Source organism: Actinoplanes aureus (assembly GCF_015704865.1).
Taxonomy (GTDB): domain Bacteria; phylum Actinomycetota; class Actinomycetes; order Mycobacteriales; family Micromonosporaceae; genus Actinoplanes; species Actinoplanes aureus.
On sequence record NZ_JADQTO010000007.1, the window covers coordinates 141,365 to 165,888 of the forward strand.

Below are 24,524 nucleotides of genomic sequence, written 5' to 3' on the forward strand. Positions count from 1 at the left end.
CGGAGGCAAACGCAAGGATTGGCGGTGGCGATGCGGTCGACGGCTGTGATGGCATCCACCGGGCACCGGCCGGCGATTCGGCTGCGCCCGGTGCCTCGGTACGAACCCCCGTTCGACGACGAGCTGACTCCCCAGGTCTGGGCCTCGGCACGGCAGCTCCCCCTGGACTGGACGGCTCGGCAGCTTCCACCGGCCTCGGCACCCTCCGGCGACCAGCCGGCACCCGCTCCGGCGCCGCCGGTGCTGGCCGGCGCCTCGAGTGACGCGAAACTGGCCGTCCGCCGCTTCGTGCACCTCTGCGTCGAGGTCCTCAACGGATACCGCCCGGCCGCGCACCTGCGCCGGCTGGCCCTTCCCGCCGAGGCGGCGGACGTGGTGGCCGAGGGCCTGGCCGGGGCACGGCGGGTCGCCGAGCTGCGCAACGCGAGCCGGGCGGCCGGCCGACGGACTCGCCGGCCGGTGCCGGTGGCCGTGCTGCGGTTGCGGCTCTGCGAGCCGAGGCCGGGCGCGGTGGAGGCCGCCGTGGCGCTGGTGACCGGTGAGCGCACCTGGGCCATGGCGCTGCGGATGGAGTTGCACCAGCAGAGCTGGGCGGCCACCACGCTGCGCCTCATCTGACCGGCACCCTCCGACAGGACTTCACGGCCCCCGGGGCGTCCGGTGAGCGACACGGGCGGCGGGCGTTCCGGGTTCCAGCGGCCCCTAACGGCGGCGGCCCGCCGGCCGGCACGGATGCCGGCGGCGGGCCGCTTGATGCAGCGAATGGGGATCAGGCCGTGCCCGGCGCCCCGTGGCAGCGCTTGTACTTCTTGCCCGAGCCGCAGTAGCAGGGCGCGTTGCGGGACGGCCCGCTCGATTCCGCCTGGTTGCCGGAGCGTGCGCGCCGGGCACCGGTGTGGGCCGGGCTGGCCGGGACCGGCGAGCCGCCGGGACCGATGCCGGCGGGCGGCTCCGACTGCTGCTGGATCACCGGGCGACCGGTGCCGGCCTCACCGTCGATGGCGGGCGCCGTGTACTGCAGGTTCCGCGGACGGCCGGGGCCGCCGAGACCCTTGGCGTGCACCTCGACCCGCTCGTGCGGCTCCTGACCGTCCGGCGTGCCCTCGGCGTCGACCTTGGGCAGTTCGTACGCCTGAGACGGGTCCACGGTGACGGTGGGCTGCTCCTCGACCTGGACCTCCAGGTTGAAGACGAAGCCGACCGCCTCCTCCTTGATGCCCTCCATCATCTGGTTGAACATGTCGAAGCCCTCGCGCTGGTACTCGACCACCGGGTCGCGCTGCGCGTATGCCCGCAGGCTGATGCCCTCCTGCAGGTAGTCCATCTCGTAGAGGTGCTCACGCCACTTCCGGTCGATGACCGCGAGCAGCACCTGCCGCTCCAGCTCCCGCAGCGCCTCCGAGCCGAGCTCTTCCTCCCGTGCCTGGTACGCCGCCCGTGCGTCCTGCTTGAGCTGCTCGATCAGGTACTCCTGGTCGAGCGTGTTCCGCTCGCCGCCGGACTCCTCGACGATGTCCTCGACCGTGAGGGTGAGCGGGTAGAGGCGCCTGAGGTTGGTCCAGAGCTGGTCCAGGTCCCAGTCCTCCGCGTACCCGTCGGAGGTGGCCACCGTGACGATGTCGGCGATCACGTCGTCGATCATGTGGGTGACCTGGTCGTGCATGTCCTCGCCGTCGAGGACCCGCTTGCGCTCGGCGTAGACGACCTGGCGCTGCTTGTTCATCACCTCGTCGTACTTGAGGACGTTCTTCCGGATCTCCGCGTTCTGCGCCTCGATCTGGGTCTGCGCGCTGCGGATCTGCCGGGTGACCATCTTCGACTCGATCGGCACGTCCTCGGGGATGTTGAAGCGCTCCATGACCGCCTCGACCGCCCCGGCCCGGAACCGCTTCATCAGGTCGTCCTGCAGCGACAGGTAGAAGCGGGACTCGCCCGGGTCACCCTGCCGGCCGGAACGACCGCGGAGCTGGTTGTCGATGCGGCGGGAGTCGTGCCGCTCGGTGCCGAGCACGTAGAGACCACCGGCGGCGGTGACCTCCGCGGCCTCCGCCTCGCAGGCTTCCTTCCAGGTCGGCAGGACCTCTTCGAGCGCCTTCGCGTACTCCTCCGGGTTTTCCACCGGGTCGAGGCCGCGCTGAGCCAGCTCGCTCGCCGCGAGGAATTCCGGGTTGCCGCCGAGCAGGATGTCGGTACCACGGCCGGCCATGTTGGTGGCGACCGTGACCCCGCCCTTGCGGCCCGCCTGCGCGATGATCGTGGCTTCCTGCGCGTGGAACTTCGCGTTCAGCACGCTGTGCGGGATGCCGCGCTTGCGCAGCAGGGTGGACAGGATCTCCGAGTTCTCCACGGAGACCGTGCCGACCAGGACCGGCTGGCCGGTGGCGTGCCGCTCGGCGATGTCCTCGATGACCGCGTTGAACTTGGCCCGCTCGGTCTTGTAGATGACGTCCGGGTGGTCGATCCGGATCATCGGCCGGTGCGTCGGGATGCTCACGACGCCGACCTTGTAGACGCTGTTGAACTCGCCGGCCTCGGTCTGCGCCGTACCGGTCATGCCGCCGAGCTTCTCGTAGAGGCGGAAGTAGTTCTGCAGGGTGACGGTCGCCAGGGTCTGGTTCTCCTGCTTGACCTCCACCCCCTCCTTCGCCTCGATGGCCTGGTGCATGCCCTCGTTGTAGCGGCGGCCGTGCAGGATGCGGCCGGTGAACTCGTCGACGATCAGGACCTCGCCCTCGGGGCTGACGATGTAGTCCTTGTCGCGCTTGTAGAGCTCCTTGGCCTTGATGGCGTTGTTCAGGTAACCGACCAGCGGGGTGTTCACCGACTCGTACAGGTTGTCGATGCCCAGGCGGTCCTCGACCTTGGCGACACCGCGCTCGGTGATGGCCACCGTGCGCTTGGCCACATCGACCTCGTAGTCGCCCTCGCCGTCCTTGCCGGCCTGAAGCCGGTTCACGATCTGCGAGAACTCGCCGTACCACCGGGCCGAGTGCTCGGCCGGGCCGGAGATGATCAGCGGGGTCCGCGCCTCGTCGATGAGGATGGAGTCCACCTCGTCGACGATCGCGAAGTTGTGCCCGCGCTGCACCAGCTCCGACTTCGCCCACGCCATGTTGTCGCGCAGGTAGTCGAAGCCGAACTCGTTGTTCGTCCCGTACGTGATGTCGCACTCGTACGCCGCGCGGTGCTCGGCGGCCGGCCGGTTCGGCAGGATCACGCCGACGGTGAGGCCGAGGAACACGTGCACCCGGCCGACCCACTCGGCGTCACGCTGGGCGAGGTAGTCGTTCACCGTGATGATGTGCACGCCCTTGCCGCTCAACGCGTTGAGGTAGGCCGGGAACACACCGGTCAGGGTCTTGCCCTCACCGGTCTTCATCTCCGGGATGTTGCCGAAGTGCAGCGCGGCGCCGCCCATCAGCTGCACGTCATACGCCCGCTGGCCGAGCACGCGCTTGGCACCCTCACGAGCCACCGCGAACGCCTCCGGCAGCAGCGAATCAAGTGACTCGCCGTCGGCGAAGCGCTCCTTGAACTGCTGGGTGCACTCGCGCAACTCGTCATCGGTCAGGTCGACATAGTCGTCCTCGATCGAGTTGACCGCGTCCGCGATCGCCTTGAGCCGGCGCACCATGCGGCCTTCGCCGGCACGGAGGATCTTTTCCAATATCGACACGGGTCAACGCTCCCCTAGACAGTCTGCCGGACCATCGTAGGCACCTCCGCCTGAGACCTGTGACCCGAGCCTCCCGTGAAACTCACAAAAAGCATGAAACGTCCCACTGAGTTCGCTGATAGCGCAGCCGCCAGTCCTTTCAAACTGATTTGGCGCCCGGGCGCGTCCCAGCGAGGATGGCTCTGTGGATCAGGACCAGCGGGACAAGGACAGCGGAATCCGGCTGCGGGAATACCGCCCGGCAGACGCGGCGGCGTTCACCGAAGGGTACGAGGACCCGGTGTTCCGCCGCTTCTCCCGGCCGGACACCGGCCCGCCGGCACCCACCGGCCATGTCATCGCCGACGAGCGCACCGACGAGGTGCTCGGCGGCATCGGTCTGAACGCGGCGTCGCCCGGGCGGCGGCAGGCCGAGGTGACGTTCTGGGTCGGCCCGTGGGCGCGACGGCGCGGGGTGGCCACGGCGGCGCTGCGAGCCTTCGACCAGTACGCCTTCGGCAGCGGCCTGGAACGGCTCGAGTTGCTGATCCACTGGGACAACCCGGCGGCTCAGCGGGTCGCGATGGCGGCCGGTTACACCCGCGAGGGCGTACGGCGAGGTGCCCTCCCGAGCGCCTCGGGTGGGCGGGACGACATGCTCGTCTACACCCGGCTGGCCGGCGATCCGCAGGAACCGGCCACCCGCCTGCTCCCGGACCTGCCCGGCGGTGAGCTCACCGACGGCGTGGTGACGCTGCGCCCGCTCGCGGAGTCGGACGTCGACTTCTACACCGAGCTGCACACCCTGGCGGACGTCATCGCGACCAGCGTGCCACCGGTGCCGATGCCGGCGGACGAGATCCGGCAGCGCTGTTTCCGGGCCGAGGCGCAGTGGCTGGCCGGCACCCGTGCCGACCTGATCATCACCGACGCCGCAACCGGGGCGCAGGCGGGTGAGATCGGCCTCTACTACCAGGAGCCACCGCTCGCCCAGGCGATGATCGGGTACAGCATGCTGCCCGCGTACCGGGGCCGGGGCCTGACCACCCGGGCCGCGCAGCTGGTGGCGCTCTGGGCGTTCGCGGAGACCGACATCGTCCGGCTGATCGCGGGCGCGCTGCCGACGAACGTCGGCTCGAAGCGGGTGCTGGAGAAGGCCGGTTTCCGGCAGGAGGCCTATCAGCGCTCGCGCCTGCCGGGGCCGGACGGCACCCGTGTCGACGACGTCCAGTACGTGCTGCTGGCTGGAGACCTGCTGGCGCAGGCCTCCAGCACGGGTTGATCACACAGCGAGACTCAGGATGCCGTAGTCGTACCCGCGGCGCCGGTACACGACGCTGGGGCGGCCGCTGTCCTTGTCCAGGAACAGGTAGAAGTCGTGGCCGACCAGTTCCATCTGGAAGAGCGCGTCGTCCACCGTCATCGGCTCCGCCGCGTGCTCCTTCTCCCTGACGATCCGCCACGGCTGACTCTCGTCGTGCTCGGCCAGCTCCGTGTCGACGGAGGACTCGGCGGTCAGCGTGGCGACGCTACCGGTCAGATCGGTGGGGAGGTTGGCAGTCGCGGCCGCTACGGATACCGGAGCGTGCCGTCCGCGGTGAACGCGGCGCCGGTCGGCGGAACGGCGCAACCGGGCATCCAGCTTGTTGATGGCGCAGTCCAGGGCTGCATAGAAGTCTTGTGCCTGTGCCTCGGCGCGGATCACTGGGCCCTTGGTGATGACCGTGATCTCCACCCGCTGGCAGGTGTCGGACTGTCGCGGATTGCGTTCGTGGAAGAGCTCCACGTCCGCCCTCATCAGCTTCTGGTCGTAACGTTCGACCTTGCTCAGCTTGTCAGCGACATGCTCTCGATAATGGTCGGGAACCTCTACGTTGCGGCCCTTGACGACAATGTCCACTCGTGACCTCCCCCAACGTGTTTACATGCGGGCGCCGAACCGCGGCGCGTCGTGTTGCTCAGGGAAAACGCCGCGTGACTGCCACCGACGCGGCCTACGGGGATGAGACGACTCCTTTCCGGTGCGGCGAACGAGGCCCTGTCGGCGCTCCGGTGGCGGGTAAGCCGGTCCGCTTACCCTCGTCACCTAGACGCTAACCCGCCTATGCCCGCCCGTCACCACACGTTTGGGATAACTGAGGGCTGACTTTCGCCTCTATCGGGAAACCGGAGACGGGGCCCTCAATTACCGGGAGATGTTCCGCGCAGTTGTGTCGCTGCCAGCACTGCGGCGCCCGTGACCTGCATGTCCGCCTCCTCAAGACGGCGTACCACCGCGGCCAGAGTGGCACCGGTGGTGACGATGTCATCCGTCACAACAAGCGTGCCTCTCATCCGGCCGCCGCGCCGAAGAACGCCGATTCGAGGACTGATTCGCAGCGAATTGACAGCGGAGATCAACCGACCGGCAGCGTCCAGCGACGTGGAGTCAGGGCGGGGCAGGGCCCGCAACGGCTGCACGGTCGTCACGGTGTAACCGGCCGATCGCAGGCGGCGTTCCGCGTACCCGGTCAGCCGCGCCATGTGATCGCCGTGCCGCTCCCGGCGGGCGGCCGCGGTGGAGGGCACCGGGACGAGCACCACCGGGCGGTCGCGCGGCGCGACCGCCGCGACCGCGCCGGCCAGCAGGATGCCGAGCGGCCGGGCGAGCCGGTGGCGCTTCTTTTCCTTGTACGCGAGCAGCGCGCCCCGCAACGGCCCGGCGTACGGGCCGACGGTCACACACGCCGGAAAGCCGGCCGGGGACGGGGTCGGTGCGGTGAAATGGGGCCGCAACGCCTCCAGAGCCGCCACACAGTCGGTACAGGTGCCGTAGGTCAGCCGGACCCGTTCCGCGCCGCACCCCGCGCACGCGCCCGGCAGGACCAGGTCGGCCAGTTCGCCGAGGAGCGCCGCGACCATCTCAGCTCAGGAAGAACGGCGCGGTCGGAATCTTGCCGGCCGGCGGCTGGGCGGGCGGCCGGGCCAGGTTGTTCACGCCGATCTGGGTCGCGTTCAGGAGCACGTCGTAGGCCGCTGTGCCGATGGTGAACGACACCGCGGCCGACTGGTACTCGTCCGACTGCGGATTCGTCGGGTACGCCGTCAGGTAGTCGACCACGCCGTTGCCGATGTCCAGCGGGCGCGGCCCCTGCCGGGCACCGTCGATCGACACCTGGATGATCGAGACCCGGCCCCGGCGGGCGCCGGCCACGTTCAGCCAGCTCTCGCTGCTGAAGGCGACCGCGGTGATGTTGTCCAGCGGCGGGTGGAGCTGCTCCGGGTCGCTGAGCGCGACGCCGTCACCGGTGATCGTGAGGACCGCCCGGTAGAGCCGGCCGCCGACCACGAGCGCCACCCGGCGCCCGTCCGGCGCCACCGACACCGCGCTGATCTTCCCGCTTCCGCCGGGCAGCGGCACCGGCTGGGCCTTGCCACCGCGCGCGCCGAAGCTGTACAGGCGGCCGTTCGCGATGATCAGACCCACCGCGCCCTCGGTCTCGCCGTCCGGGGTTATCGCCCACACCGGGTGCCCTCGCCCGGCCGGCAGACCGGAGACCACCTGCAACTCGGCCGGCTGGCCGAACGGCGCGGCGCCCACCCGCAGCGCCTCGCTCCTGCCCACTCCGCTGACCACGGCCGCGTAGGTGTGGGTCGTCGAGGTGTCCAGCGCCGCGGTCCGGACGTCCTTGTTGGCCTCGGCCGGGATCGCCGGGATCGGCTCCTCGTCGTTCGTCGACTCGGACACGCGGGCGATCTTGCCGTCGTACACCACGAACCGCTCCGGGCGCGAGGCCAGCCGGTTCGCCAGATTGCTGGAGTAGTACTCCGGCCCCGTGAACTCCACCGCCTCCTCGTGGCCGATCTTGAGTTCGAGGTACTGCGGAAGCACCCGCCGCAGCGACCACTGGAGCTGACGGCGCAGCCGATCCAGCGCCTCCGCGGCGCCCTTGGCCGGCACCGCCTGTGCGTTCAGGTTGATCTGCAACCGGCCGCCGTCGATGGCGGGCACCTTGCCCTCGGCGGCGGTGCCTTCCGGAAGCACCTCGACCGCGTTCCGCAGCCACGGCGCCGGGCCGCCGATCAGCCAGTTGAGGATCGTGTTGGGCTCCTGCTCCCTGGGCAGGTTGCGCGGCATGTACCGGACGTCCGGGACCAGAGCGGTGCGCTCGGTGTTCCAGAAGTAGATCGTCCGCTCCTCGTACTTCTCCGCCAGCGCGGTGTCGCTGAGCAGGAGGAAGTTCGGCGCGTCGGCGATGAAGAGCCCGGGTTCACCGGCCACCTCGGCCACCGTGATGTCGTAATTGCTGCGCAGCGGCTCGGCGGCCGGCTCCAGCACGCCGTTCTTGCCCAGCGTGCCGATCAGCTCGTACGAGAGCTCCACCTTCTCCTGGCCCACGGTGACCGACGGCTCGTCGGTCAGCCGGATGACCCGCGGCTGGGGCGCCGGCTTGAACCGGTCGGCCAGCGACTGGGTCATGAAGCCCTTCACCCGCTCCGACGCGGTGTCGAAGTCGCCGGCCGCGGCCTCCAGGTAGTTGGCGATGAACTGGGTGCGGTCCTTCGTCGTCCCCCGGGTGGCCTCGGGCACCGGGGTGTCGTTGTCACCGGAGGAGACGCCGGTGGACGGCCCGGAACCGACCTCGGTGACCCCGGTCTCGTCCGGGATCCCGCACCCGCCGAGCAGCAGGACCACCACCGCCGTGACGGCGGGCAGGCGATGCCGCGTCATCAGCTCACCTCCGCCGGTTCGCCGGTCGCGGCGGGACGATCCCGCGGGATCAGCGGCAGCGGAGCCGCCACCAGCCGGTCCCCCGCCCGCACCGGCAGGGTCAGGCGGAACTGGGCGCCCTCACCGGGCGCGCCCCAGGCCTCCAGCCAGCCGCCGTGCAGCCGGGCGTCCTCCACGCTGATCGACAGCCCGAGACCGGTGCCGCCGGTCTGCCGGGCCCGGGACGGGTCCGCCCGCCAGAAGCGGTTGAAGACCAGTCGCTCCTCGCCGGGTTTCAACCCGATCCCGTAGTCACGAACAGTGATCGCCACAGCGGCCTCATCCGTCGCCACCGTGATCACCACCGGCTTGCCCTCGGCGTGCTCGATCGCGTTGCCGACCAGGTTGCGCAGCACCCGCTCGACCCGCCGCGGGTCGATCTCGGCGATCACCGGCGCCTCCGGCAGGCGCAGGTCCAGCTCGACGCCGGCCCGGTCGGCGAGGCCGGTGAGGCGCTCGGCGACCCGCTGCACGATCGGGAGCAGGTCGGTGTGCTCGGCGTCCAGCGCGGCGAACCCGGCGTCGAAACGGCTGATCTCGAGCAGGTCGGTGAGCAGGTCCTCGAACCGGTCCAGCTCGGCCTGGAGCAGCTCGGCGCTGCGCGCCACGGCGGGCTCGAACGAGTCCCGCTCCGAGAAGATCAGGTCGGCGGCCATCCGTACGGTCGTCAGCGGCGTCCGCAGCTCGTGCGAGACGTCCGAGGTGAACCGGCGTTGCAGTCGGGACATCTCCTCCAGCCGGACGATCTGCCGCTGAAGGTTGGCCGCCATCTGGTTGAACGCGGCCGCGAGCAGGGCCAGATCGTCCTCGCCGGTCACCTTCATCCGCTGGTCCAGCAGGCCCGCCGAGAGCCGCTGCGCGGTCCGCGCGGCCACCCGGACCGGATTCACCACCAGGCGGGTGACCAGGCCGGCCACCACGCCGAGCAGGAAGACGAGCGCGATGCCGGTGGCCAGCACCGTGGTCCGGATCTGGTTGGCGGTCCGGTCCTCGGTGGTGAGCGGAACCATGTAGTACAGCTCGACGTGACCGAACTTGGTCTGCACGGGCGAGCCGTACACCAGGTACTTGACGGTCTGCCCGTCGATTTCGGCGGTGCGGATCTGCTGCGCCACCGAACCGGACTCGGCCACCGCCCGGACCATCTCCGGGGTGACCAGCTGCCGGGTATCCACGTTCGGCAGCGTCACCGCACCCAGGTCCGGGTGGTTGGCCGCCCGGATGGAGATCACCGAACCGCCGTCCTCGGCCGGGTCACCGTCGAACAGGTCGTTGACCGTGGCCGCGATGGTGTTCGGCAGCTCCGGGTCGCGGGCCAGCGGGTGCACGGTCAACTGCTTGTACGCGTACGCCACCTTGCCGTTCAGCGACGAGGAGACCTCGTCCTTGGTCCTGCTCAGCAGGATCTCCGCGCTACGGTCCGCGATGAACCACCCGAACGTGCCGACCAGCAGGCTGGAGGCGACCAGGGTGAGCGAGACCACCCGGATCTGGAGCGACCGGCGCCAGGCGCGGCGGGCCGGCGCCGTGTAGTGCTGGAACCAGCGCACGAGCACACGCCAGTAGCGCCGCACCACCCGCAGGGTGCGGCGCACGGGCATGGGGAGCCAGGCCGGAGCACGCATCTCGCGGCAAGGTTAGCCGCTGGAAACCATCACCCGGTGCCCGCCTTGTAGCCGACCCCCCGGACCGTGAGGATGATTTCCGGTCGTTCCGGATCCGGCTCGATTTTCGCGCGCAGCCGCTGGACGTGCACGTTGACCAGACGGGTGTCGGCCGCGTGCCGGTAACCCCAGACCTGCTCCAGCAGCACCTCGCGGGTGAAGACCTGGCGCGGTTTGCGGGCGAGCGCCACCAGCAGGTCGAACTCCAGCGGAGTCAGCTTCACCTCGTCGCCGTCGCGGGACACGGTGTGTGCCGGCACGTCGATGGTGATCTGATTGCCGGGCGGCCCGATGGTGAGCATCTCCGGCGCGGCGTCCTCGCCCCGGCGCAGCCGGGCACGCATCCGCGCGACCAGCTCCTTGGGCTTGAACGGCTTGACCACGTAGTCGTCGGCACCGGACTCGAGCCCCAGCACGACGTCGACGGTGTCACTCTTGGCGGTCAGCATGACGATCGGGATCCCCGACTCGGCGCGAATCGCCCGCGCGACGTCTATCCCGCTCATCCCGGGCAACATCAGGTCCAGCAGGACGATGTCCGGACGATTCTCCCGGAAGGCGGCAAGGGCCCGCTCTCCGTCCGCCACGAACGATGGCAGGAAACCCTCACTGCGCAGCACGATGCCGAGCATCTCGGCCAACGCGGGATCGTCATCGACGACCAGTACCCGGGCTCTCATGCGGTCCAATATTGCACTGTCCTCCCGGTCCTCGCGCTACCTGGGGGTCGATCTTGCCCGGGAGCCTACTCGCAGGCATAGAAAAACGGGCGGTCCCGGACCGGGACCGCCCGTGGCGCGTGATCATGATTTATGCGCCGGGCCGGTCGAACTCCCCTGCTCGTACCCCGGCGATGAAGCCGGACCAGTCGCCGGTGCCGAAACTCAGCACCGGCCCCGTGACGTCCTTGGAGTCACGGACCAGCACCGCAGCCGGAACGTTCGCGACTTCGACGCAATGGCCGGCAGCGCCGCTGCGGCTACTCTTACGCCAGGTGAGCGTGGCGTCCTGCATGATCATCTCCTTCCGTGGAATGCCTCTCCATTGGACCCCACGGCGGGCGTTCATCGCCCCAGGTGATCCCTCGTCTCAGCGATGGCCGTTCGGCTCTCTTCTGGCGACAAGGCGCGTTCCAGCAGGTCATCGAAGGCGTCCTGGTACACGTCGATCTCCTCCGGCTTCACCCGGAAGAGGCCGCCGGTCAGCCCTTCGATGTGCACCACCGGGTTACGGGAACCGTCCGGGAACTCCAGCACCAGGAAGGACTCGATGAGCCCGGCGTGCGCTCCGGCCTGGAACGGCAGGATCAACAGCTCCACGCCGGGACGGTTGCTGGCCTCGTAGAGCCGGCTCAGCTGGCGGCGCTGCACCTCGCGGCCACCCACCTCACGCAACAGCACGCCCTCGTCGATGACCAGCCGAAGATCCGGCGGCGGATCGCGGGTCAGCACGGCCTGCCGGGCCATCCGCAACGCGAGCCGGCGCTGGATGGTGGAGGAGTCCTCGATGTCCGCGCCGGTCTCGATCACCGCACGTGCGTACTCATCGGTCTGGAGCAGGCCCGGCACCACCTGGGCCTCCCACTCGGAGATCCGCACCGCCTCGGCCTCCAGGGCGAGGTACTCGTCGTACGGATCAGGCACCGACGAACGGTACGGCGTCCACCAGGCCCGGGCCCGGCCGCGGCGAGCCAGCTCGCGCAGGCGGCTGCGGTCCTCCACGGAGACGCCGTAGAGCGTGAGCAACCGGTCCAGGTCGGACTCGCTGATCCCGGTGTGCGCCGTCTCGATCCGGCTCAGTTTCGACTCCGACCAGCCGAGGGCGGTCGCCACGTCGACAGCACGGCGCTCGCCGCGGAGCCGGCGCAGTTCTCCCCCGAGCTCACGGCGCGCTGTCGATGTCGGCCTCGCCACGGAGCCACCATAACGGCGGATCGATGGGGTGGTGCAACTTGCATAGAGGGCAATGCACTTGCAGCGCTCCGCCGCAGCGTGACGTAATGAGAAGGCGAAGGCCGGACCCGGTGGCGGCAACCGCCGGGGGAGAGCCCCCGCTCGGCGGGCGAGTGGGGGCTCCGGCACGTCAGTAGCGGTAGTGCTCCGGCTTGAACGGGCCCTCCACCGCCACACCCAGGTACTCCGCCTGCTCCTTGGTGAGCTCGGTCAGCTTCACGCCCAGCGCGTCCAGGTGCAGCCGGGCCACCTTCTCGTCCAGTTGCTTGGGCAGCACGTACACCCCGACGGGATACTCGTCGGTCTTGGTGAAGAGCTCGATCTGCGCGATCGTCTGGTTCGAGAAGCTGTTGCTCATCACGAACGACGGGTGCCCGGTCGCGTTGCCCAGGTTCAGCAGCCGGCCCTCGGAGAGCACGATGATCGAGTGCCCGTCGGCGAAGCGCCACTCGTCGACCTGCGGCTTGATGTTGATCCTGGTGACGTCCGGACGCTTCTGCAGGCCCGCCATGTCGATCTCGTTGTCGAAATGACCGATGTTTCCGACGATCGCCTGGTGCTTCATCCGCGCCATGTGCTCGTGGGTGATCACGTCGAAGCACCCGGTCGCGGTCACGAAGATGTCGGCGTACGAAACCACGTCGTCGATCGTGGCGACCTGGTAACCGTCCATCGCGGCCTGCAACGCGCAGATCGGGTCCACCTCGGTCACGATGACCCGGGCGCCCTGCCCGCGCAGCGACTCGGCGCAGCCCTTGCCGACGTCGCCGTACCCGAAGACGACCGCCACCTTGCCGCCGATCAGCACATCGGTGGCCCGGTTGATGCCGTCGATGAGCGAGTGCCGGCAGCCGTACTTGTTGTCGAACTTCGATTTGGTCACCGAGTCGTTCACGTTGATCGCCGGGAAGAGCAGCGTGCCGCTCTGCTGCATCTCGTACAGCCGGTGCACGCCGGTGGTGGTCTCCTCGGTGACCCCCTTGATCCCGGCCGCGGTCCGGGTCCAGCGCTTGTCGTCCTCCTTGAGACTGCGGGCCAGCAGCTTGAGAATGACCGCGTACTCCTCCGAGCCGGCCGTGTCCGGCGACGGCACCGCACCGGCCCGCTCGAACTCGGCGCCCTTGTGCACCAGCAGCGTGGCGTCACCACCGTCGTCGAGGATCATGTTGGGCGCCTCGCCGTCCGGCCAGAGCAGCACCTTCTCGGTGCACCACCAGTACTCGTCGAGGGTTTCGCCCTTCCACGCGTACACCGGCACACCTCGCGGCTCCTCCGGCGTACCGTCCCGGCCGACGACGATCGCCGCAGCGGCGTGGTCCTGCGTCGAGAAGATGTTGCAGGAGGCCCAGCGAACCTGCGCACCGAGCGCGGTCAGCGTCTCGATCAGGACCGCGGTCTGAATCGTCATGTGCAGCGACCCGGTGATCCGCGCACCCCGCAACGGCTGGCTCGCCCCGAACTCCTCCCGCAGCGCCATCAGGCCGGGCATCTCGTGCTCGGCCAGCTCGATCTCCTTGCGGCCGAACCCGGCGAGCGACAGGTCCGCGACCTTGAAGTCCCCCTCGGCGAGCGTCGTGGGACGGCTTGCCGGCTGCGTGCTGGTCATCCAAATCTCCCGAGTCTCGAGGGGGCAATTAATACATAAACACCATTTATTGTACGGACGACGCCGTCCCCGACAATCCGCCCCGTCCCGCGGTGGCACTAGCGCACGCTCACCGCCCACTCACCCACGGCGCCGCGCCCATCGGCCGGCAGGGGCCCGGCTATTCCTGGGCCGGAATAGCGAACGGGGCGACAGGTCGAAACCCGCCGCCCCGTTCATCCCCCCGGTTTGGTACCGCGCGCGTCCGTGGGACCCCCCGATCACCAATGACGCTGCGTGCTTCTAGATTCACACTCCGCACATGCCATGTCAAGGAATTTAGCGAAATTTCGGACTTTCTCTTGACGGACAGCAACCGCACCCGCCACTCACCACTCTCCCGCGCCCCCTCAACCCCACCCCCCACCACGCCCCCAGGGCCCTAGGCCCCCAGCACCAGCACGCACCAGCACCAGCACCAGCACCCTCAACGCACTCGCCCCAGCACCGCGCTGCATCCGACGCGCAGCGACCGCAGCATCTCGGCCGCAGCACAGCGCCCCGGTGCAGCTGCCGGAACCCCAGCAGGGCCCCAAGCCCTGTGGGCCAGCTGGCGCTGAAACATGTCACAAACACTCGGATCCCTGCCTGGCCCCAACCGAGATGCCGGCTGGCCCACGACCCAGACCACGCACGACGGCCGCTGGTGAGCCGTGCTTAAGCTCGGCGGGCGCGTTAAGGGCCTTGAGCCAACTGGCCCGGTGGGCTCAGCTGGCGCGTTGCGGACGCCGAGTTGGGTACGTGAGCGGCGGCCCAGGCCGGGCTGTGCGAGCCCGTGACGGCCAGCGGGAGCAGGGTGTGGGTTGAGGGTGAGTGGGTGCATGGGCCCGGCGGGCGCGCTGGGGCCTGAGTGGCACCCAGCGCGCGTGGTAGGGCGAGAACCCCGTAGCGGGGGTTGGGGAGGCGGAGACCGTACCGGAATCAGGCCGGAACGGCGGCTATGAAGATCGTGCCGGTGCCGGCTGCGGTGAGTGGGCCGGCGCTTGCCGGCGCGTAGGCGGCCTCGCCGGGTGCGACCGTGACCGGGATGCCGTGGTCTTCGCCCACATGGACGTCGCCGGCGGCGCCAAGGATGATGCGCGGGCCGGTGCCGGGCAGGCGGAGCGGGGGGCGGTTCTCGGCCAGGGTGATTCGGTAGAGCTCGAAGTCGGGCACCGGGACCTGCCAGGAGGTCACGCCGGGCTCGGTCTCGGCGCCGTGCAGCAGCGGGTCGTCGAGGACCTCGAAGCGCAGAACCTTGAGGAGTTCGGCGACGTCGACCCGTTTCGGGGTGAGGCCGCCGCGGAGGACGTTGTCGCTGGCGGCCATCAGTTCGACGCCGAGGCCGCGGAGGTAGGCGTGCAGGTTGCCGGCGGGCATCCAGATGGCCTCGCCGGGGGCGAGGCGGACCAGGTTGAGCAGGAGCGCGACCAGTACGCCGGGGTCGCCGGGGTAGTGGCCGGCGAGGTCGAGCGCGAGGCGGTACGAGTCGGTGTGCGGATGGTCGGCGGGGATGCGGCCGGCGGCGGTGACGACGTCCTCGATCAGGGCCTTGCGGTCGTCGGTTGGCCAGCTGAGCAGCAGCCGGACGGCTTCGGAGAGGTCGCCGGCGCGCAGCGTGGTGACTACCGGGGCCAGGCGGGGCAGGTCCAGCCCGGCGATCACGTCGGCGGTGACGGTGGGTGGGCGGAAGCCGCAGAGCGCCTCGAACGGGGTGAGCGCTACCAGCATCTCGGGCTTGTGGTTGGCGTCCGTGTAGTTCTTCGGGGCGTCCGGGTCGGCCTCCTGGCGGGCGAACGCCTCGCGGGCGTACGCCAGGTCGGGGTGCGCCTGGAGCGACAGCGGGGCGTCCGCGGCCAGGACCTTCATCAGGTACGGCAGCCGCGGGCCGAACGTCTCTGCGATCTCGCCGCCGAGCTGGCCCTGCGGGTCGCCGGCGATGAGGTCGGTGAGCTGGACCGGACCGTCCGGGCCCGGCACGGTGGACGGGTCACCGGGGTGCGCGCCGAGCCACAGCTCCGCCTCGGGCCCCTCGGTGGGGGCGGGACGGCCCTGCAGCTCGGCGATCGCGGTCCGGGATCCCCACGCGTACGGCCGGATCACACCGGTCAACGGATACACGGTCATACCCGGCAAAGTAGCAGCTACTGGATACCTTCCGGCATCGGGTTGGAGAGCTCTTTCATCTCGCTGATGGCCGGCACCGCCATCGGGTCGAGACCGTGTGCCAGAGCGAGGTACAGCGAGGCGAAGTCGGGCACCGCGACCAGGGAGGCGAGCCGCTCCAGCGTCGATCCGCCCTCGGCGGTGAGCACGTCGCAGCGGACGCCACGCTGGTCAGCGAGCGTCTGTACGGCGTCGGCGCGCCGCTCCTCCACGGCGACCGGCTCGTCCGCGTCGTCCTCCGGGTTGAGGCCGCCGTCACGCAGCACGACCAGCCGCAGCCGGGTCACGCTCTCGTCGGTCTCGTCCGGGTCGGCGAAGATGTCGCGCGACGACTCGGCGAGCCCGCCGAAGACGCCGTCGAGCAGTCCGACCCGGCCCCGGCCGGCCTCGCCGAGCGCTCCGGCCATCACCGGGTAGCGGGCGTTCGCCGCCAGCGTGTCGGCGAACCGCCGGGCGGCGACCGTGGCCAGCGGGGACGAGCCCCAGATGACCGGCACCGAACCGGCCAGGCCGAGCGCGAGTTCCTTGGCCGGGTTCACGAAGGAGTCGGCGGCGGGACGGCACCGTTCGGCGTCGTTGTCCAGCCGGGTGGCGGTCTCAGCGATGTCCGCCTCGGTCACCTTGACCAGGCCGAGCGCCCGGCCGGCGAGCAGCACCGGGATGGTGAGGCCCCACAGGGTGGCGCGGGCCGGGGCGCGGCGCGGCACGCCGATGAACGGGGCGCGCGCCCGCTCGGCCATCGCCTCCAGCTCGGAACCGGGGTTGCCGATCGCGACCAGGCGGGCGCCGCGCCGGGCCGCGGCCTCGGCGGCGGCGAGCGCCTCCGGGCTGCGGCCGGAAGCGGAGACCGCGATCACCACGTCGGCCGCTCCGACCCAGCCGGGCACGCCCGCGCTGCGGTGGCCGATGATCGGCACCGGGCAGCGCGGGCCCGCGACGGTGGACAGGATGCTGCCGGTCAGGCCGGCGGTGCCGATGCCGGCGACCACGACGGCGCGCGGGCGCCCCTCGTCGGCCAGCATGGACAGGTCGACCTCGGCGGCGAGCGCGGCCGACTCGCGTACCTGGGCGCCGGCCGAGGCGGTGGCCCGCAGCATGCCGCCCGGGTCGTTGCCGAGCATCGTTTTCTCGTCGTTGAGCAGCGACTCGTCGGCGACGCGATGGCCGTTGACGCCGACCGAGCCGTCCAGTGGGTTGACCATCACTTGCCCTCCTCATCCGACGAATCAGACGAATCAGACGAGCTGGACGAGGCCGCCGAGCTGGACGAATCAGCCGAGCTCGACGAATCAGCCGAGCTGGACGGATCAGGCGAGCCGGGCGCGGTGGACGGCTCGACCGCCTCGTCCAGCAGCAGGATCGGGATGTCGTCGCGGATCGGGAAGATCCGCCCGCACTCGGTGCAGGTCAGCGTCGCCGCGTCCGCGTCGTAGTCGAGGGGCGCGTGATGGGTGTCCGGGCAGGCCAGAATCTCCAGCAACTGCTGATCGAGCGCCACCGAGCTACTCCTTCATCGTGGTGCGAAGACAGGGTCGAGGCGATCCTATCCACGAACGATGGCGAGCACCTCGTCGCGCAGCGCCGCCATCCGCTCGGGATCCGGCGCCTCGACGTTCAGGCGCAGCAGCGGCTCGGTGTTGGAGGCACGCAGGTTGAACCAGGCACCCTCGCCGACCTGGAAGGTCATGCCGTCCAGCTCGTCGACCGAGGCGTCCGGGAACGCGGCGCGCACCTCTGCGATCTTGGCGGAGGCATTGGCCACCGTGGAGTTGATCTCACCGGAGGCGGAGTACCGCTCGTACTCGGCGGCGAACTCGGAGAGCGGCAGCGGCTGACTGCCGAACGCGGCGAGCACGTGCATCGCGGCGAGCATGCCGGTGTCGGCGAACCAGAAGTCGCGGAAGTAGTAGTGCGCCGAGTGCTCGCCGCCGAAGACCGCGTTGGTCTGCGCCATCTCCGCCTTGATGAAGGAGTGGCCGACCCGGCTGCGCACCGGCTTGCCGCCGTTCTCGATGATGATCTCCGGCACCGCGGCCGAGGTGATCAGGTTGTGGATGATCGTGCCACCCGGGAACTTGGCCAGCTCGCGGGCGGCCACCAGCGCGGTGATCGCCGACGGCGAGACCGGGTCGCCGTTCTCGTCCACCACGAAGCAGCGGTCGGCGTCGCCGTCGAAGGCGAGGCCGATGTCGGCGCCCTGCTCGCGTACGGCGTTCTGCAGGTCCACCAGGTTCTTCGGGTCCAGCGGGTTCGCCTCGTGGTTGGGGAACGAGCCGTCCAGCTCGAAGAAGAGCGGCACGATCTCCAGCGGCAGCGCGGGCAACACCTGGTCGCCGAGCACGGCCGGGACGGTGTAGCCGCCCATCCCGTTACCGGCGTCCACGATGACCTTGAGCGGGCGGATCCCGGAGAGGTCGACCAGCGACCGCAGGTGCTCGGCGTAGTCCTTGAGCAGGTCGCGCTGCTCCACCCGGGACACGCCGTCGGCCTCCGCGTTCAGGTCGGCGAGCAGCTCCTGGGCGCGCTGCCGGACGATGACCAGACCGCTGTCCTGCCCGACCGGGCGCGCGCCGGTCCGGCACAGCTTGATCCCGTTGTACTGGGCCGGGTTGTGGCTGGCCGTGAACATCGCCCCCGGCAGGTTCAGCGACCCGGACGCGTAGTACAGCTGGTCGGTGGACGCGAGTCCGATGTTGACGACCCCGGCACCGGCGGAGTTGACGCCCCGGGCGAACGCGGCGGCCAGGCCCGGCCCGGACTCGCGCATGTCGTGACCGATCACGATCCGGTCCGGTTCGTCGCCGGACTCGCGCAACATCTCGACGAACGCCGTACCGATCGCCCGGGCCACCGACTCGTTGAACTGGTCCGGAACGATCCCACGCACGTCGTACGCCTTGATGATCTGCGACAGATCAGCCACTTGCTCACTCCTCAGCCGAATACCTTTGGGCCGAGGGTATCGGAGCGATCACATGCGAATGGTTGCAACCGCGAGACGGCAGGCGTGGTCAGCTGCCCGAGTGGTCTCCGGCAGCCGATAACGCGGGGTCAGGCGGAGGGTGAGGGCGCATGCGGTGTCCAGATCGATCCGGTGTCCGACCGAGACGAAGACCGGTTTGACCCCGGCCCGGGTACGCAGCACCGCGCCGACCGTCTCGCCCGAGTCGATCAGCGGCGACCGGGCGCCCCGCTCCTCCCCCACCGGCTCGTACTCACCGACGAGGCGGGTCTTGCCGACCCCATAGGACGGCATGTCGGTGAGCACGCCGAGGTGCGCGGCGAGACCGAACCGGCGGGGATGGGCCAGCCCCTGCCCGTCGCAGACCAGCACGTCCGGGCGGACGGTCAGCCGGTCCAGCGCCTCCAGCAGGGCCGGCACCTCCCGGAAGGCGAACAAACCGGGGACGTACGGGAAAGCGGGGCGGCCCCGGACCACGGCGGTGTCGCGTACCGAGAGGTCGGCGGCGTCGAGGACGACCACGGCGGCGGCGAGCCGGTCGCCGTCGTAGGCGACGTCGAGACCGGCCACGGTGGCCGGGGACATCGGCCCGGGTGTGAGAACCACGCGGGAACGCAGGGTGTCCTGCACGGCAAGAGCTTCTTCTTCGGTACGCGGCCACGACTGCACCGCCTGAACATATGTTGTCTCCGCGCGTGACCCGGGTCACGATGGGTCTGGAGGTGCTGCCGGTGAACCCGTGGCTTGCCTTGACCCCCGGAGACGACCCCGCCGAGCGGATTCGTCAGGTGGGTCGTGCCCACGAGAGCTTTCTTTCCGGCGGCGGGCGCCCGGACCGGATGCGGACCGTGGTCGCCGACTCCTGGGCGCGGTCGGCCGCCTGGATCGGCGCCGACAACACCGCGCCCATCGACCTGGCCGACGCCGACCTGGACGCGTACCGCTCGGCGCATCCGCTGTCCCGGGTCATGCCGATCTTCCGGGACCTGCTCGGCGGCCTGGCCGAGGACGGCGACCACATCCTGGCGGTCTGCGACGCGCACGGCCGGCTGCTCTGGGTGGAGGGCCACGCCGCCACGCTGCGCGGTGCCGCCTCGATGAACTTCGTGCCGGGCGCCCGCTGGGACGAGGCGCACGCCGGCACCAACGCGCCGGGCACCGCGCTCGCCGTCGACCACGCGATCCAGATCTTCGCGACCGAGCACTTCAGCCGCCCGGTGCAGCGGTGGACCTGCGCGGCCGCCCCGATCCACGACCCGGCGACCGGCCGGCTGCTCGGTGCGATCGACGTGACCGGCGGGGACCACCTGGCCAACCCGCACAGCCTGGCGCTGGTCCGGGCCACGGCGCTGGCCGCGGAGGCGTACCTCGGCTCGGCACAGCCCGCGCGTGACCGCCCGGCTGCCGCGGCCCTCGGCCGGGACGAGGCCCTGCTCACCTTCGGCGGCAAGCGGCTGCGCCTCGGCCGCCGCCACTCCGAGCTGCTGGTCCTGCTCACCACGCACCCGGAGGGCCGCACCGGTGACCAGCTCGGCTTCGACCTGTACGGGGACGACGTCAACCCGGTGACGGTCCGCGCCGAGCTGTCCCGTCTGCGCCGCATCCTCGGCCCGGAGCTGCTCGACTCCCGGCCGTACCGGCTGCGCACCGAGGTCGAGGTGGACTTCGGCACGGTGGCCCGGCTGCTGGACTCGGGACGGGTGGCGGAGGCGCTGTCCGCGTACCCCGGGGTGTTGTTGCCCGCCTCGGACGCGCCCGGCGTGGTCCGCCTGCGCCGCCGCCTGGATGATCGGCTGCGTGCCGCCGTGCTCGCCGCAGGCGACCGGCGGCTGCTCCAGACCTGGCTCAACGGACCGCTCGGCACCGACGACCTGGAGATGTGGGAGGCCTACGCCGTGCTGGCCCCCACCGACCCGGTCGCCGCCCGCCGCGTCGCAGAGCTCCAGACCAGCTACGGATTGCGCCCGCCGGTGCCCTCGACACCGGCGTCAAAGGGCGCAATCCCAGCGAGCCGGAGGCGACGCCGGTAAGCACAGCAACGTCCGTGCAACGTTGACGTAACTAACGTCCGGCCTGACCCCCTAAGAAGTACGGAGGCAGGACCGTGACCATCTACACCCCGCCCGGTTCGGACGGCGCCATCGTCAGCTACCAGTCCCGCTACGACCACTACATCGGCGGTGAGTACGTCCCGCCGGCCAAGGGCCAGTACTTCGAGAACCCCTCCCCGGTCACCGGCCGGACGTTCACCGAGATCGCCCGGGGCACCGCCGAGGACGTCGAGAAGGCCCTCGACGCGGCACACGGCGCCGCTCCCGCGTGGGGCCGGACGTCGCCGACCGAGCGGTCCATCGTCCTCAACAAGATCGCCGACCGGATGGAGCAGAACCTCGAGAAGCTGGCCGTCGCGGAAGCCTGGGAGAACGGCAAGGCGGTACGCGAGACCCTGGCCGCCGACATCCCGCTCGCGATCGACCACTTCCGCTACTTCGCCGGCGTGATCCGGGCCCAGGAGGGCACCGCCGGAGAGCTCGACGAGGACACCGTCGCCTACCACTTCCACGAGCCGCTGGGCGTGGTCGCGCAGATCATCCCGTGGAACTTCCCGATCCTGATGGCCGTCTGGAAGCTCGCGCCCGCCCTGGCCGCCGGCAACGCCGTGGTGCTCAAGCCGGCCGAGCAGACCCCGGCCTCGATCCACTACCTGTTCTCGCTGATCGGCGACCTGATCCCGCCGGGCGTGGTGAACATCGTGAACGGCTTCGGCGTGGAGGCCGGCAAGCCGCTCGCCTCCTCGAACCGGGTCGCCAAGGTCGCCTTCACCGGCGAGACCACCACCGGCCGCCTGATCATGCAGTACGCCTCGGAGAACCTGATCCCGGTCACCCTGGAGCTCGGCGGCAAGAGCCCGAACATCTTCTTCGACGACGTCAGCCGCGCCGACGACGACTTCTACGACAAGGCCCTCGAGGGCTTCACGATGTTCGCGCTCAACCAGGGCGAGGTCTGCACCTGCCCGTCGCGCGCGCTGATCCAGCAGAGCCACTACTCCGACTTCCTGGCCGCCGCGGTGAAGCGGACCGAGAACCTGAAGCAGGGCAACCCGCTGGACACCGACACCCAGGTCGGCGCGCAGGCCTCCAACGACCAGCTGGAGAAGATCCTGTCGTACCTGGACATCGGCCGGCAGGAGGGCGCCCGCGCGCTGACCGGCGGCAGCCGCGCCGAGATGTCCGGCGATCTGTCCGGCGGCTACTACGTGCAGCCGACCATCTTCGAGGGCCGCAACTCGATGCGGATCTTCCAGGAGGAGATCTTCGGGCCGGTCGTGTCGGTGGCACCGTTCGCCGACTTCGACGACGCCATCAAGGTCGCCAACGACACCCTGTACGGCCTCGGCGCCGGCGTGTGGACCCGGGACATCAACCAGGCGTACCGGGCCGGGCGGGCGATCAAGGCGGGCCGGGTGTGGACGAACTGCTACCACCTCTACCCGGCACACGCCGCGTTCGGCGGGTACAAGCAGTCCGGCATCGGCCGGGAGAACCACCGGATGATGCTGGACCACTACCAGCAGACCAAGAACCTGCTGGTCAGCTACTCGCCCAAGGCCATGGGCTTCTTCTAGAGATGGCTACCCGAGTAGATGTCACTCCCGCGGCTGCCGACATGATGCGGCAGCTGCGGGAGCAGCACGGCCCACTGATGTTCCACCAGTCCGGCGGCTGCTGCGACGGCAGTTCGCCGATGTGCTATCTGGAGGGCGAGTTCCGCACCGGCAGCTCCGACGTCCTGCTGGAGTCTCTGGCGATCGAGGGGGTGCCGGAGCCGATCACCTTCTGGATGTCGGCGTCGCAGTTCGAACTCTGGAAGCACACGCATCTGACGGTGGACGTGGTCCCCGGGCGGGGCGCCGGCTTCTCGCTGGAGGCGCCGGAGGGCGTACGGTTCCTGATCCGCTCACGCCTGCTCACCGAGCGGGAGCTGGCCGAACTGGCCGGCTGAGCGATCGCGTTACCGGGCCGGCACGCGGGGGGCGTGCCGGCCCGGCAGCGTACGCCGTTAACCCCGGATTCGTGCCGTATTCGGTGTGAAAGACCCCAAGGGGACTAGCGGTTGAGCAGATTCCCAGGCATCGTCGGCACTTTGCCGTCGAACCTGGGGAGGATCTTGATGCGGCTGTCGCACACCCGAAAGGCACTCACGATCAGCGCGCTGCTGATCATGACCGGCCTTCTCGGCCAAGCGGCCGCGGCTCAGACCGCGAGTGCACTAGGGACCGAGCCATCGGCTCCGGCTCCGGTGACCACTCCGCCGCCCTCGGCACCCACCACGACACCGCCCTCATCGGCTCCCGCCACGAAGACACCACCGGCCAAGCCGACCAGCAAGCCCATCGAGAAGGCGATCGTCCAGAAGCGAAAGATCCGCACCGGCCCGGCCGGTAGCCACCTCACCACCGGCACCGACGGCGTGGCCCTGACCTTCGACGACGGGCCGGACCCGGACTACACACCGGTACTGCTGCGGATGCTCGCCAAGGAGAAGATCAAGGCGACCTTCTGCGTGGTCGGCACGCAGGCCAGGCGGCATCCCGATCTGGTCCGGGCGATCGCGAAGGCCGGGCACACGCTCTGCAACCACACCTGGAACCACGACCTCAAACTCGGCAAGAAGCCGGTCGCGAAGATCAAGTCCGACCTGGAGCGCACCAACGCCGCCATCCGCGCCGCCGTGCCGGACGCGAAGATCCCCTACTTCCGCGCGCCCGGCGGCCACTTCAACCAGCCGGTGGTCGTCACCGCGAAGAAGATGGGCATGACCTCCATCTACTGGAAGGTCGACCCGCGCGACTGGGAGCACCCGAAGGGCGAGTCTCCCGGCCAGCACCGCAAGAAGATCATCAAGATCGTTCAGCGGCACACCAGGCCGGGCTCGATCGTGCTTTCGCACGACTACGCACAGCCGGACACGATCGCCGCGTACCGCACGCTTCTGCCGTGGCTGCGGCAACGCTTCCGCCTGGTGGCACTCTGATTCGACGGTACGGGCTAAGCCGTCCACAACCACAGCTACACCTCCCGCCGGCGCCGGCGCGGCCTGGCTGCCCGCACCGGGCCGCAAAGGCGCCCGCCGGGAAACGGCAGGTGGCTGCGAGCCGCCGGGCACGGCTTGGCCTGCGCGGGGCTGCGTGCCCGCACGGCCGCGACAGGGCGGCGCGGGGCCGGCCCGCCGAGGTCGGTCAGTGGGTGGGCGGGATGACCCGGAGGTGGCCACGCCGGCCGGTCTGGTGACCGGGGCTGTGGTCGGTCTCGTCGGGGCGCGGCGGCACCGGACGGGCGGCCTCGCGGACGGCCTCGGCGAGCGCGACGAGGTCGTCGGTGGTGGGGGGTGGGGGCGCGAAGTCACCGTCGTGGCGGACCAGCTCCCAGCCTCGGGGGGCGGTGAGGCTACGGGCGTGCGGCTCGCACAGGTCGTAGGTGTGCGGTTCGGCGAAGGCCGCGAGGGGGCCCACCACGGCCGTCGAATCGCTGTAGACGTAGGTCAGGGTGGCGACCGCCTGTCGGGGACAGCCGTTCCGGGAGCAGCGCCGTGGTGACCTCACGGCGGCACGTTATCTCTCCATCGGCCGATCTGGGGGGCGTTACCCCGCGACACGCCGACCCCGGATGCATCACGATTCGGCCATGGCGGATCGACACGCCGCCCCGTTGGGGCGAATTAACGGCGCAGACACACGATGCGTACGGG

20 protein-coding genes and 1 pseudogene are annotated in these 24,524 nt (G+C 70.2%); 6 read left to right on the forward strand and 15 right to left on the reverse strand.

Annotation, left to right across the window (positions count from 1 at the left end; all coding sequences use genetic code 11):
* Positions 1–30: 30 nt before the first annotated feature.
* Positions 31–618 (forward strand): Rv3235 family protein, encoded by a 588-nt coding sequence (locus tag I4J89_RS16810; protein WP_230859102.1) that lies wholly within the window; start codon positions 31–33, stop codon positions 616–618.
* Positions 619–769: 151 nt separating this feature from the next.
* Here I4J89_RS16810 and secA read toward each other — a convergent pair whose 3' ends face one another.
* The gene (secA, locus tag I4J89_RS16815; protein ID WP_196414920.1) at positions 770–3,676 is read right to left on the reverse strand and encodes a preprotein translocase subunit SecA; all 2,907 of its coding nucleotides are present in this window, start codon (positions 3,674–3,676) and stop codon (positions 770–772) included.
* 184 nt (positions 3,677–3,860) lie between these two features.
* Here secA and I4J89_RS16820 point away from each other — a divergent pair, with 184 nt between their 5' ends.
* Positions 3,861–4,937, forward strand: a complete 1,077-nt coding sequence (locus I4J89_RS16820) for a GNAT family N-acetyltransferase (RefSeq protein WP_309238349.1) — start codon at positions 3,861–3,863, stop codon at positions 4,935–4,937.
* Here I4J89_RS16820 and hpf read toward each other — a convergent pair whose 3' ends face one another.
* The 13 genes and pseudogenes from hpf to nfi all read right to left on the reverse strand — a co-directional run bounded on the left by hpf (position 4,938) and on the right by nfi (position 19,442).
* Positions 4,938–5,555 carry a ribosome hibernation-promoting factor, HPF/YfiA family gene (gene hpf / locus I4J89_RS16825; RefSeq protein WP_196414921.1) on the reverse strand — a complete coding sequence of 206 codons (618 nt, stop codon included), beginning with the start codon at positions 5,553–5,555 and terminating at the stop codon, positions 4,938–4,940.
* A gap of 281 nt (positions 5,556–5,836) precedes the next feature.
* Positions 5,837–6,556, reverse strand: a complete 720-nt coding sequence (locus tag I4J89_RS16830; protein ID WP_196414922.1) for a ComF family protein — start codon at positions 6,554–6,556, stop codon at positions 5,837–5,839.
* Position 6,557: 1 nt separating this feature from the next.
* Positions 6,558–8,366: an LpqB family beta-propeller domain-containing protein gene (locus I4J89_RS16835; RefSeq protein ID WP_196414923.1), complete on the reverse strand. Its 1,809-nt coding sequence runs from the start codon at positions 8,364–8,366 to the stop codon at positions 6,558–6,560.
* A complete protein-coding gene (gene mtrB / locus I4J89_RS16840; RefSeq protein ID WP_196415172.1) occupies positions 8,366–10,006 on the reverse strand; it encodes an MtrAB system histidine kinase MtrB in 1,641 nt (546 codons plus the stop codon). The genes I4J89_RS16835 and mtrB overlap by 1 nt, the downstream gene beginning before the upstream one ends.
* Before the next feature lie 53 nt (positions 10,007–10,059).
* A complete protein-coding gene (mtrA, locus tag I4J89_RS16845) occupies positions 10,060–10,749 on the reverse strand; it encodes an MtrAB system response regulator MtrA (protein ID WP_196414924.1) in 690 nt (229 codons plus the stop codon).
* A 130-nt stretch (positions 10,750–10,879) separates the two neighbouring features.
* A complete protein-coding gene (locus tag I4J89_RS16850) occupies positions 10,880–11,083 on the reverse strand; it encodes a DUF397 domain-containing protein (protein ID WP_196414925.1) in 204 nt (67 codons plus the stop codon).
* Positions 11,084–11,133: 50 nt separating this feature from the next.
* Positions 11,134–11,982 carry a helix-turn-helix domain-containing protein gene (locus I4J89_RS16855; protein WP_196414926.1) on the reverse strand — a complete coding sequence of 283 codons (849 nt, stop codon included), beginning with the start codon at positions 11,980–11,982 and terminating at the stop codon, positions 11,134–11,136.
* A 169-nt stretch (positions 11,983–12,151) separates the two neighbouring features.
* Positions 12,152–13,627 carry an adenosylhomocysteinase gene (ahcY, locus tag I4J89_RS16860; RefSeq protein ID WP_196414927.1) on the reverse strand — a complete coding sequence of 492 codons (1,476 nt, stop codon included), beginning with the start codon at positions 13,625–13,627 and terminating at the stop codon, positions 12,152–12,154.
* Between the two features lie 960 nt (positions 13,628–14,587).
* A complete protein-coding gene (manA, locus tag I4J89_RS16865) occupies positions 14,588–15,772 on the reverse strand; it encodes a mannose-6-phosphate isomerase, class I (protein ID WP_230859055.1) in 1,185 nt (394 codons plus the stop codon).
* A gap of 17 nt (positions 15,773–15,789) precedes the next feature.
* Entirely contained in the window at positions 15,790–17,013 is a 1,224-nt protein-coding gene (locus I4J89_RS16870; RefSeq protein ID WP_196415174.1) for an SIS domain-containing protein, read from the reverse strand.
* Positions 17,014–17,150: 137 nt separating this feature from the next.
* A pseudogene (locus tag I4J89_RS49550) lies at positions 17,151–17,309 on the reverse strand (Trm112 family protein); the annotation flags it as partial.
* Positions 17,310–17,354: 45 nt separating this feature from the next.
* A complete protein-coding gene (locus I4J89_RS16880) occupies positions 17,355–18,734 on the reverse strand; it encodes a phosphomannomutase/phosphoglucomutase (RefSeq protein WP_196414929.1) in 1,380 nt (459 codons plus the stop codon).
* Positions 18,735–18,782: 48 nt separating this feature from the next.
* The gene (nfi, locus tag I4J89_RS16885) at positions 18,783–19,442 is read right to left on the reverse strand and encodes a deoxyribonuclease V (RefSeq protein ID WP_196414930.1); all 660 of its coding nucleotides are present in this window, start codon (positions 19,440–19,442) and stop codon (positions 18,783–18,785) included.
* 41 nt (positions 19,443–19,483) lie between these two features.
* Here nfi and I4J89_RS16890 point away from each other — a divergent pair, with 41 nt between their 5' ends.
* The 4 genes from I4J89_RS16890 to I4J89_RS16905 all read left to right on the forward strand — a co-directional run bounded on the left by I4J89_RS16890 (position 19,484) and on the right by I4J89_RS16905 (position 23,810).
* A complete protein-coding gene (locus tag I4J89_RS16890; RefSeq protein ID WP_230859108.1) occupies positions 19,484–20,803 on the forward strand; it encodes a GAF domain-containing protein in 1,320 nt (439 codons plus the stop codon).
* A gap of 74 nt (positions 20,804–20,877) precedes the next feature.
* Positions 20,878–22,401 (forward strand): acetaldehyde dehydrogenase ExaC, encoded by a 1,524-nt coding sequence (gene exaC / locus I4J89_RS16895; protein WP_196414931.1) that lies wholly within the window; start codon positions 20,878–20,880, stop codon positions 22,399–22,401.
* Between the two features lie 2 nt (positions 22,402–22,403).
* Entirely contained in the window at positions 22,404–22,778 is a 375-nt protein-coding gene (locus I4J89_RS16900; RefSeq protein WP_196414932.1) for a DUF779 domain-containing protein, read from the forward strand.
* 297 nt (positions 22,779–23,075) lie between these two features.
* On the forward strand, positions 23,076–23,810 hold the full coding sequence (locus I4J89_RS16905; RefSeq protein ID WP_309238350.1) for a polysaccharide deacetylase family protein: 735 nt from the start codon (positions 23,076–23,078) through the stop codon (positions 23,808–23,810).
* Positions 23,811–24,015: 205 nt separating this feature from the next.
* On the opposite strand, the gene I4J89_RS16910 is transcribed toward I4J89_RS16905, so the two are convergent.
* Positions 24,016–24,378 carry a DUF3499 domain-containing protein gene (locus I4J89_RS16910; RefSeq protein ID WP_196414934.1) on the reverse strand — a complete coding sequence of 121 codons (363 nt, stop codon included), beginning with the start codon at positions 24,376–24,378 and terminating at the stop codon, positions 24,016–24,018.
* Positions 24,379–24,524: the final 146 nt, after the last annotated feature.

Excerpts from the sequence above, each read along its gene's own strand:
- I4J89_RS16890 (WP_230859108.1), top strand. The coding sequence starts at position 19,484 with ATGGGTCTGGAGGTGCTGCCGGTGAACCCGTGGCTTGCCTTGACCCCC.
- mtrA (WP_196414924.1), bottom strand. The coding sequence starts at position 10,749 with ATGAGAGCCCGGGTACTGGTCGTCGATGACGATCCCGCGTTGGCCGAG.
- I4J89_RS16830 (WP_196414922.1), bottom strand. The coding sequence starts at position 6,556 with ATGGTCGCGGCGCTCCTCGGCGAACTGGCCGACCTGGTCCTGCCGGGC.
- ahcY (WP_196414927.1), bottom strand. The coding sequence starts at position 13,627 with ATGACCAGCACGCAGCCGGCAAGCCGTCCCACGACGCTCGCCGAGGGG.
- I4J89_RS16870 (WP_196415174.1), bottom strand. The coding sequence starts at position 17,013 with ATGGTCAACCCACTGGACGGCTCGGTCGGCGTCAACGGCCATCGCGTC.
- I4J89_RS16835 (WP_196414923.1), bottom strand. The coding sequence starts at position 8,366 with ATGACGCGGCATCGCCTGCCCGCCGTCACGGCGGTGGTGGTCCTGCTG.
- I4J89_RS16850 (WP_196414925.1), bottom strand. The coding sequence starts at position 11,083 with ATGCAGGACGCCACGCTCACCTGGCGTAAGAGTAGCCGCAGCGGCGCT.
- manA (WP_230859055.1), bottom strand. The coding sequence starts at position 15,772 with ATGACCGTGTATCCGTTGACCGGTGTGATCCGGCCGTACGCGTGGGGA.
- I4J89_RS16810 (WP_230859102.1), top strand. The coding sequence starts at position 31 with ATGCGGTCGACGGCTGTGATGGCATCCACCGGGCACCGGCCGGCGATT.
- mtrB (WP_196415172.1), bottom strand. The coding sequence starts at position 10,006 with ATGCCCGTGCGCCGCACCCTGCGGGTGGTGCGGCGCTACTGGCGTGTG.
- I4J89_RS16900 (WP_196414932.1), top strand. The coding sequence starts at position 22,404 with ATGGCTACCCGAGTAGATGTCACTCCCGCGGCTGCCGACATGATGCGG.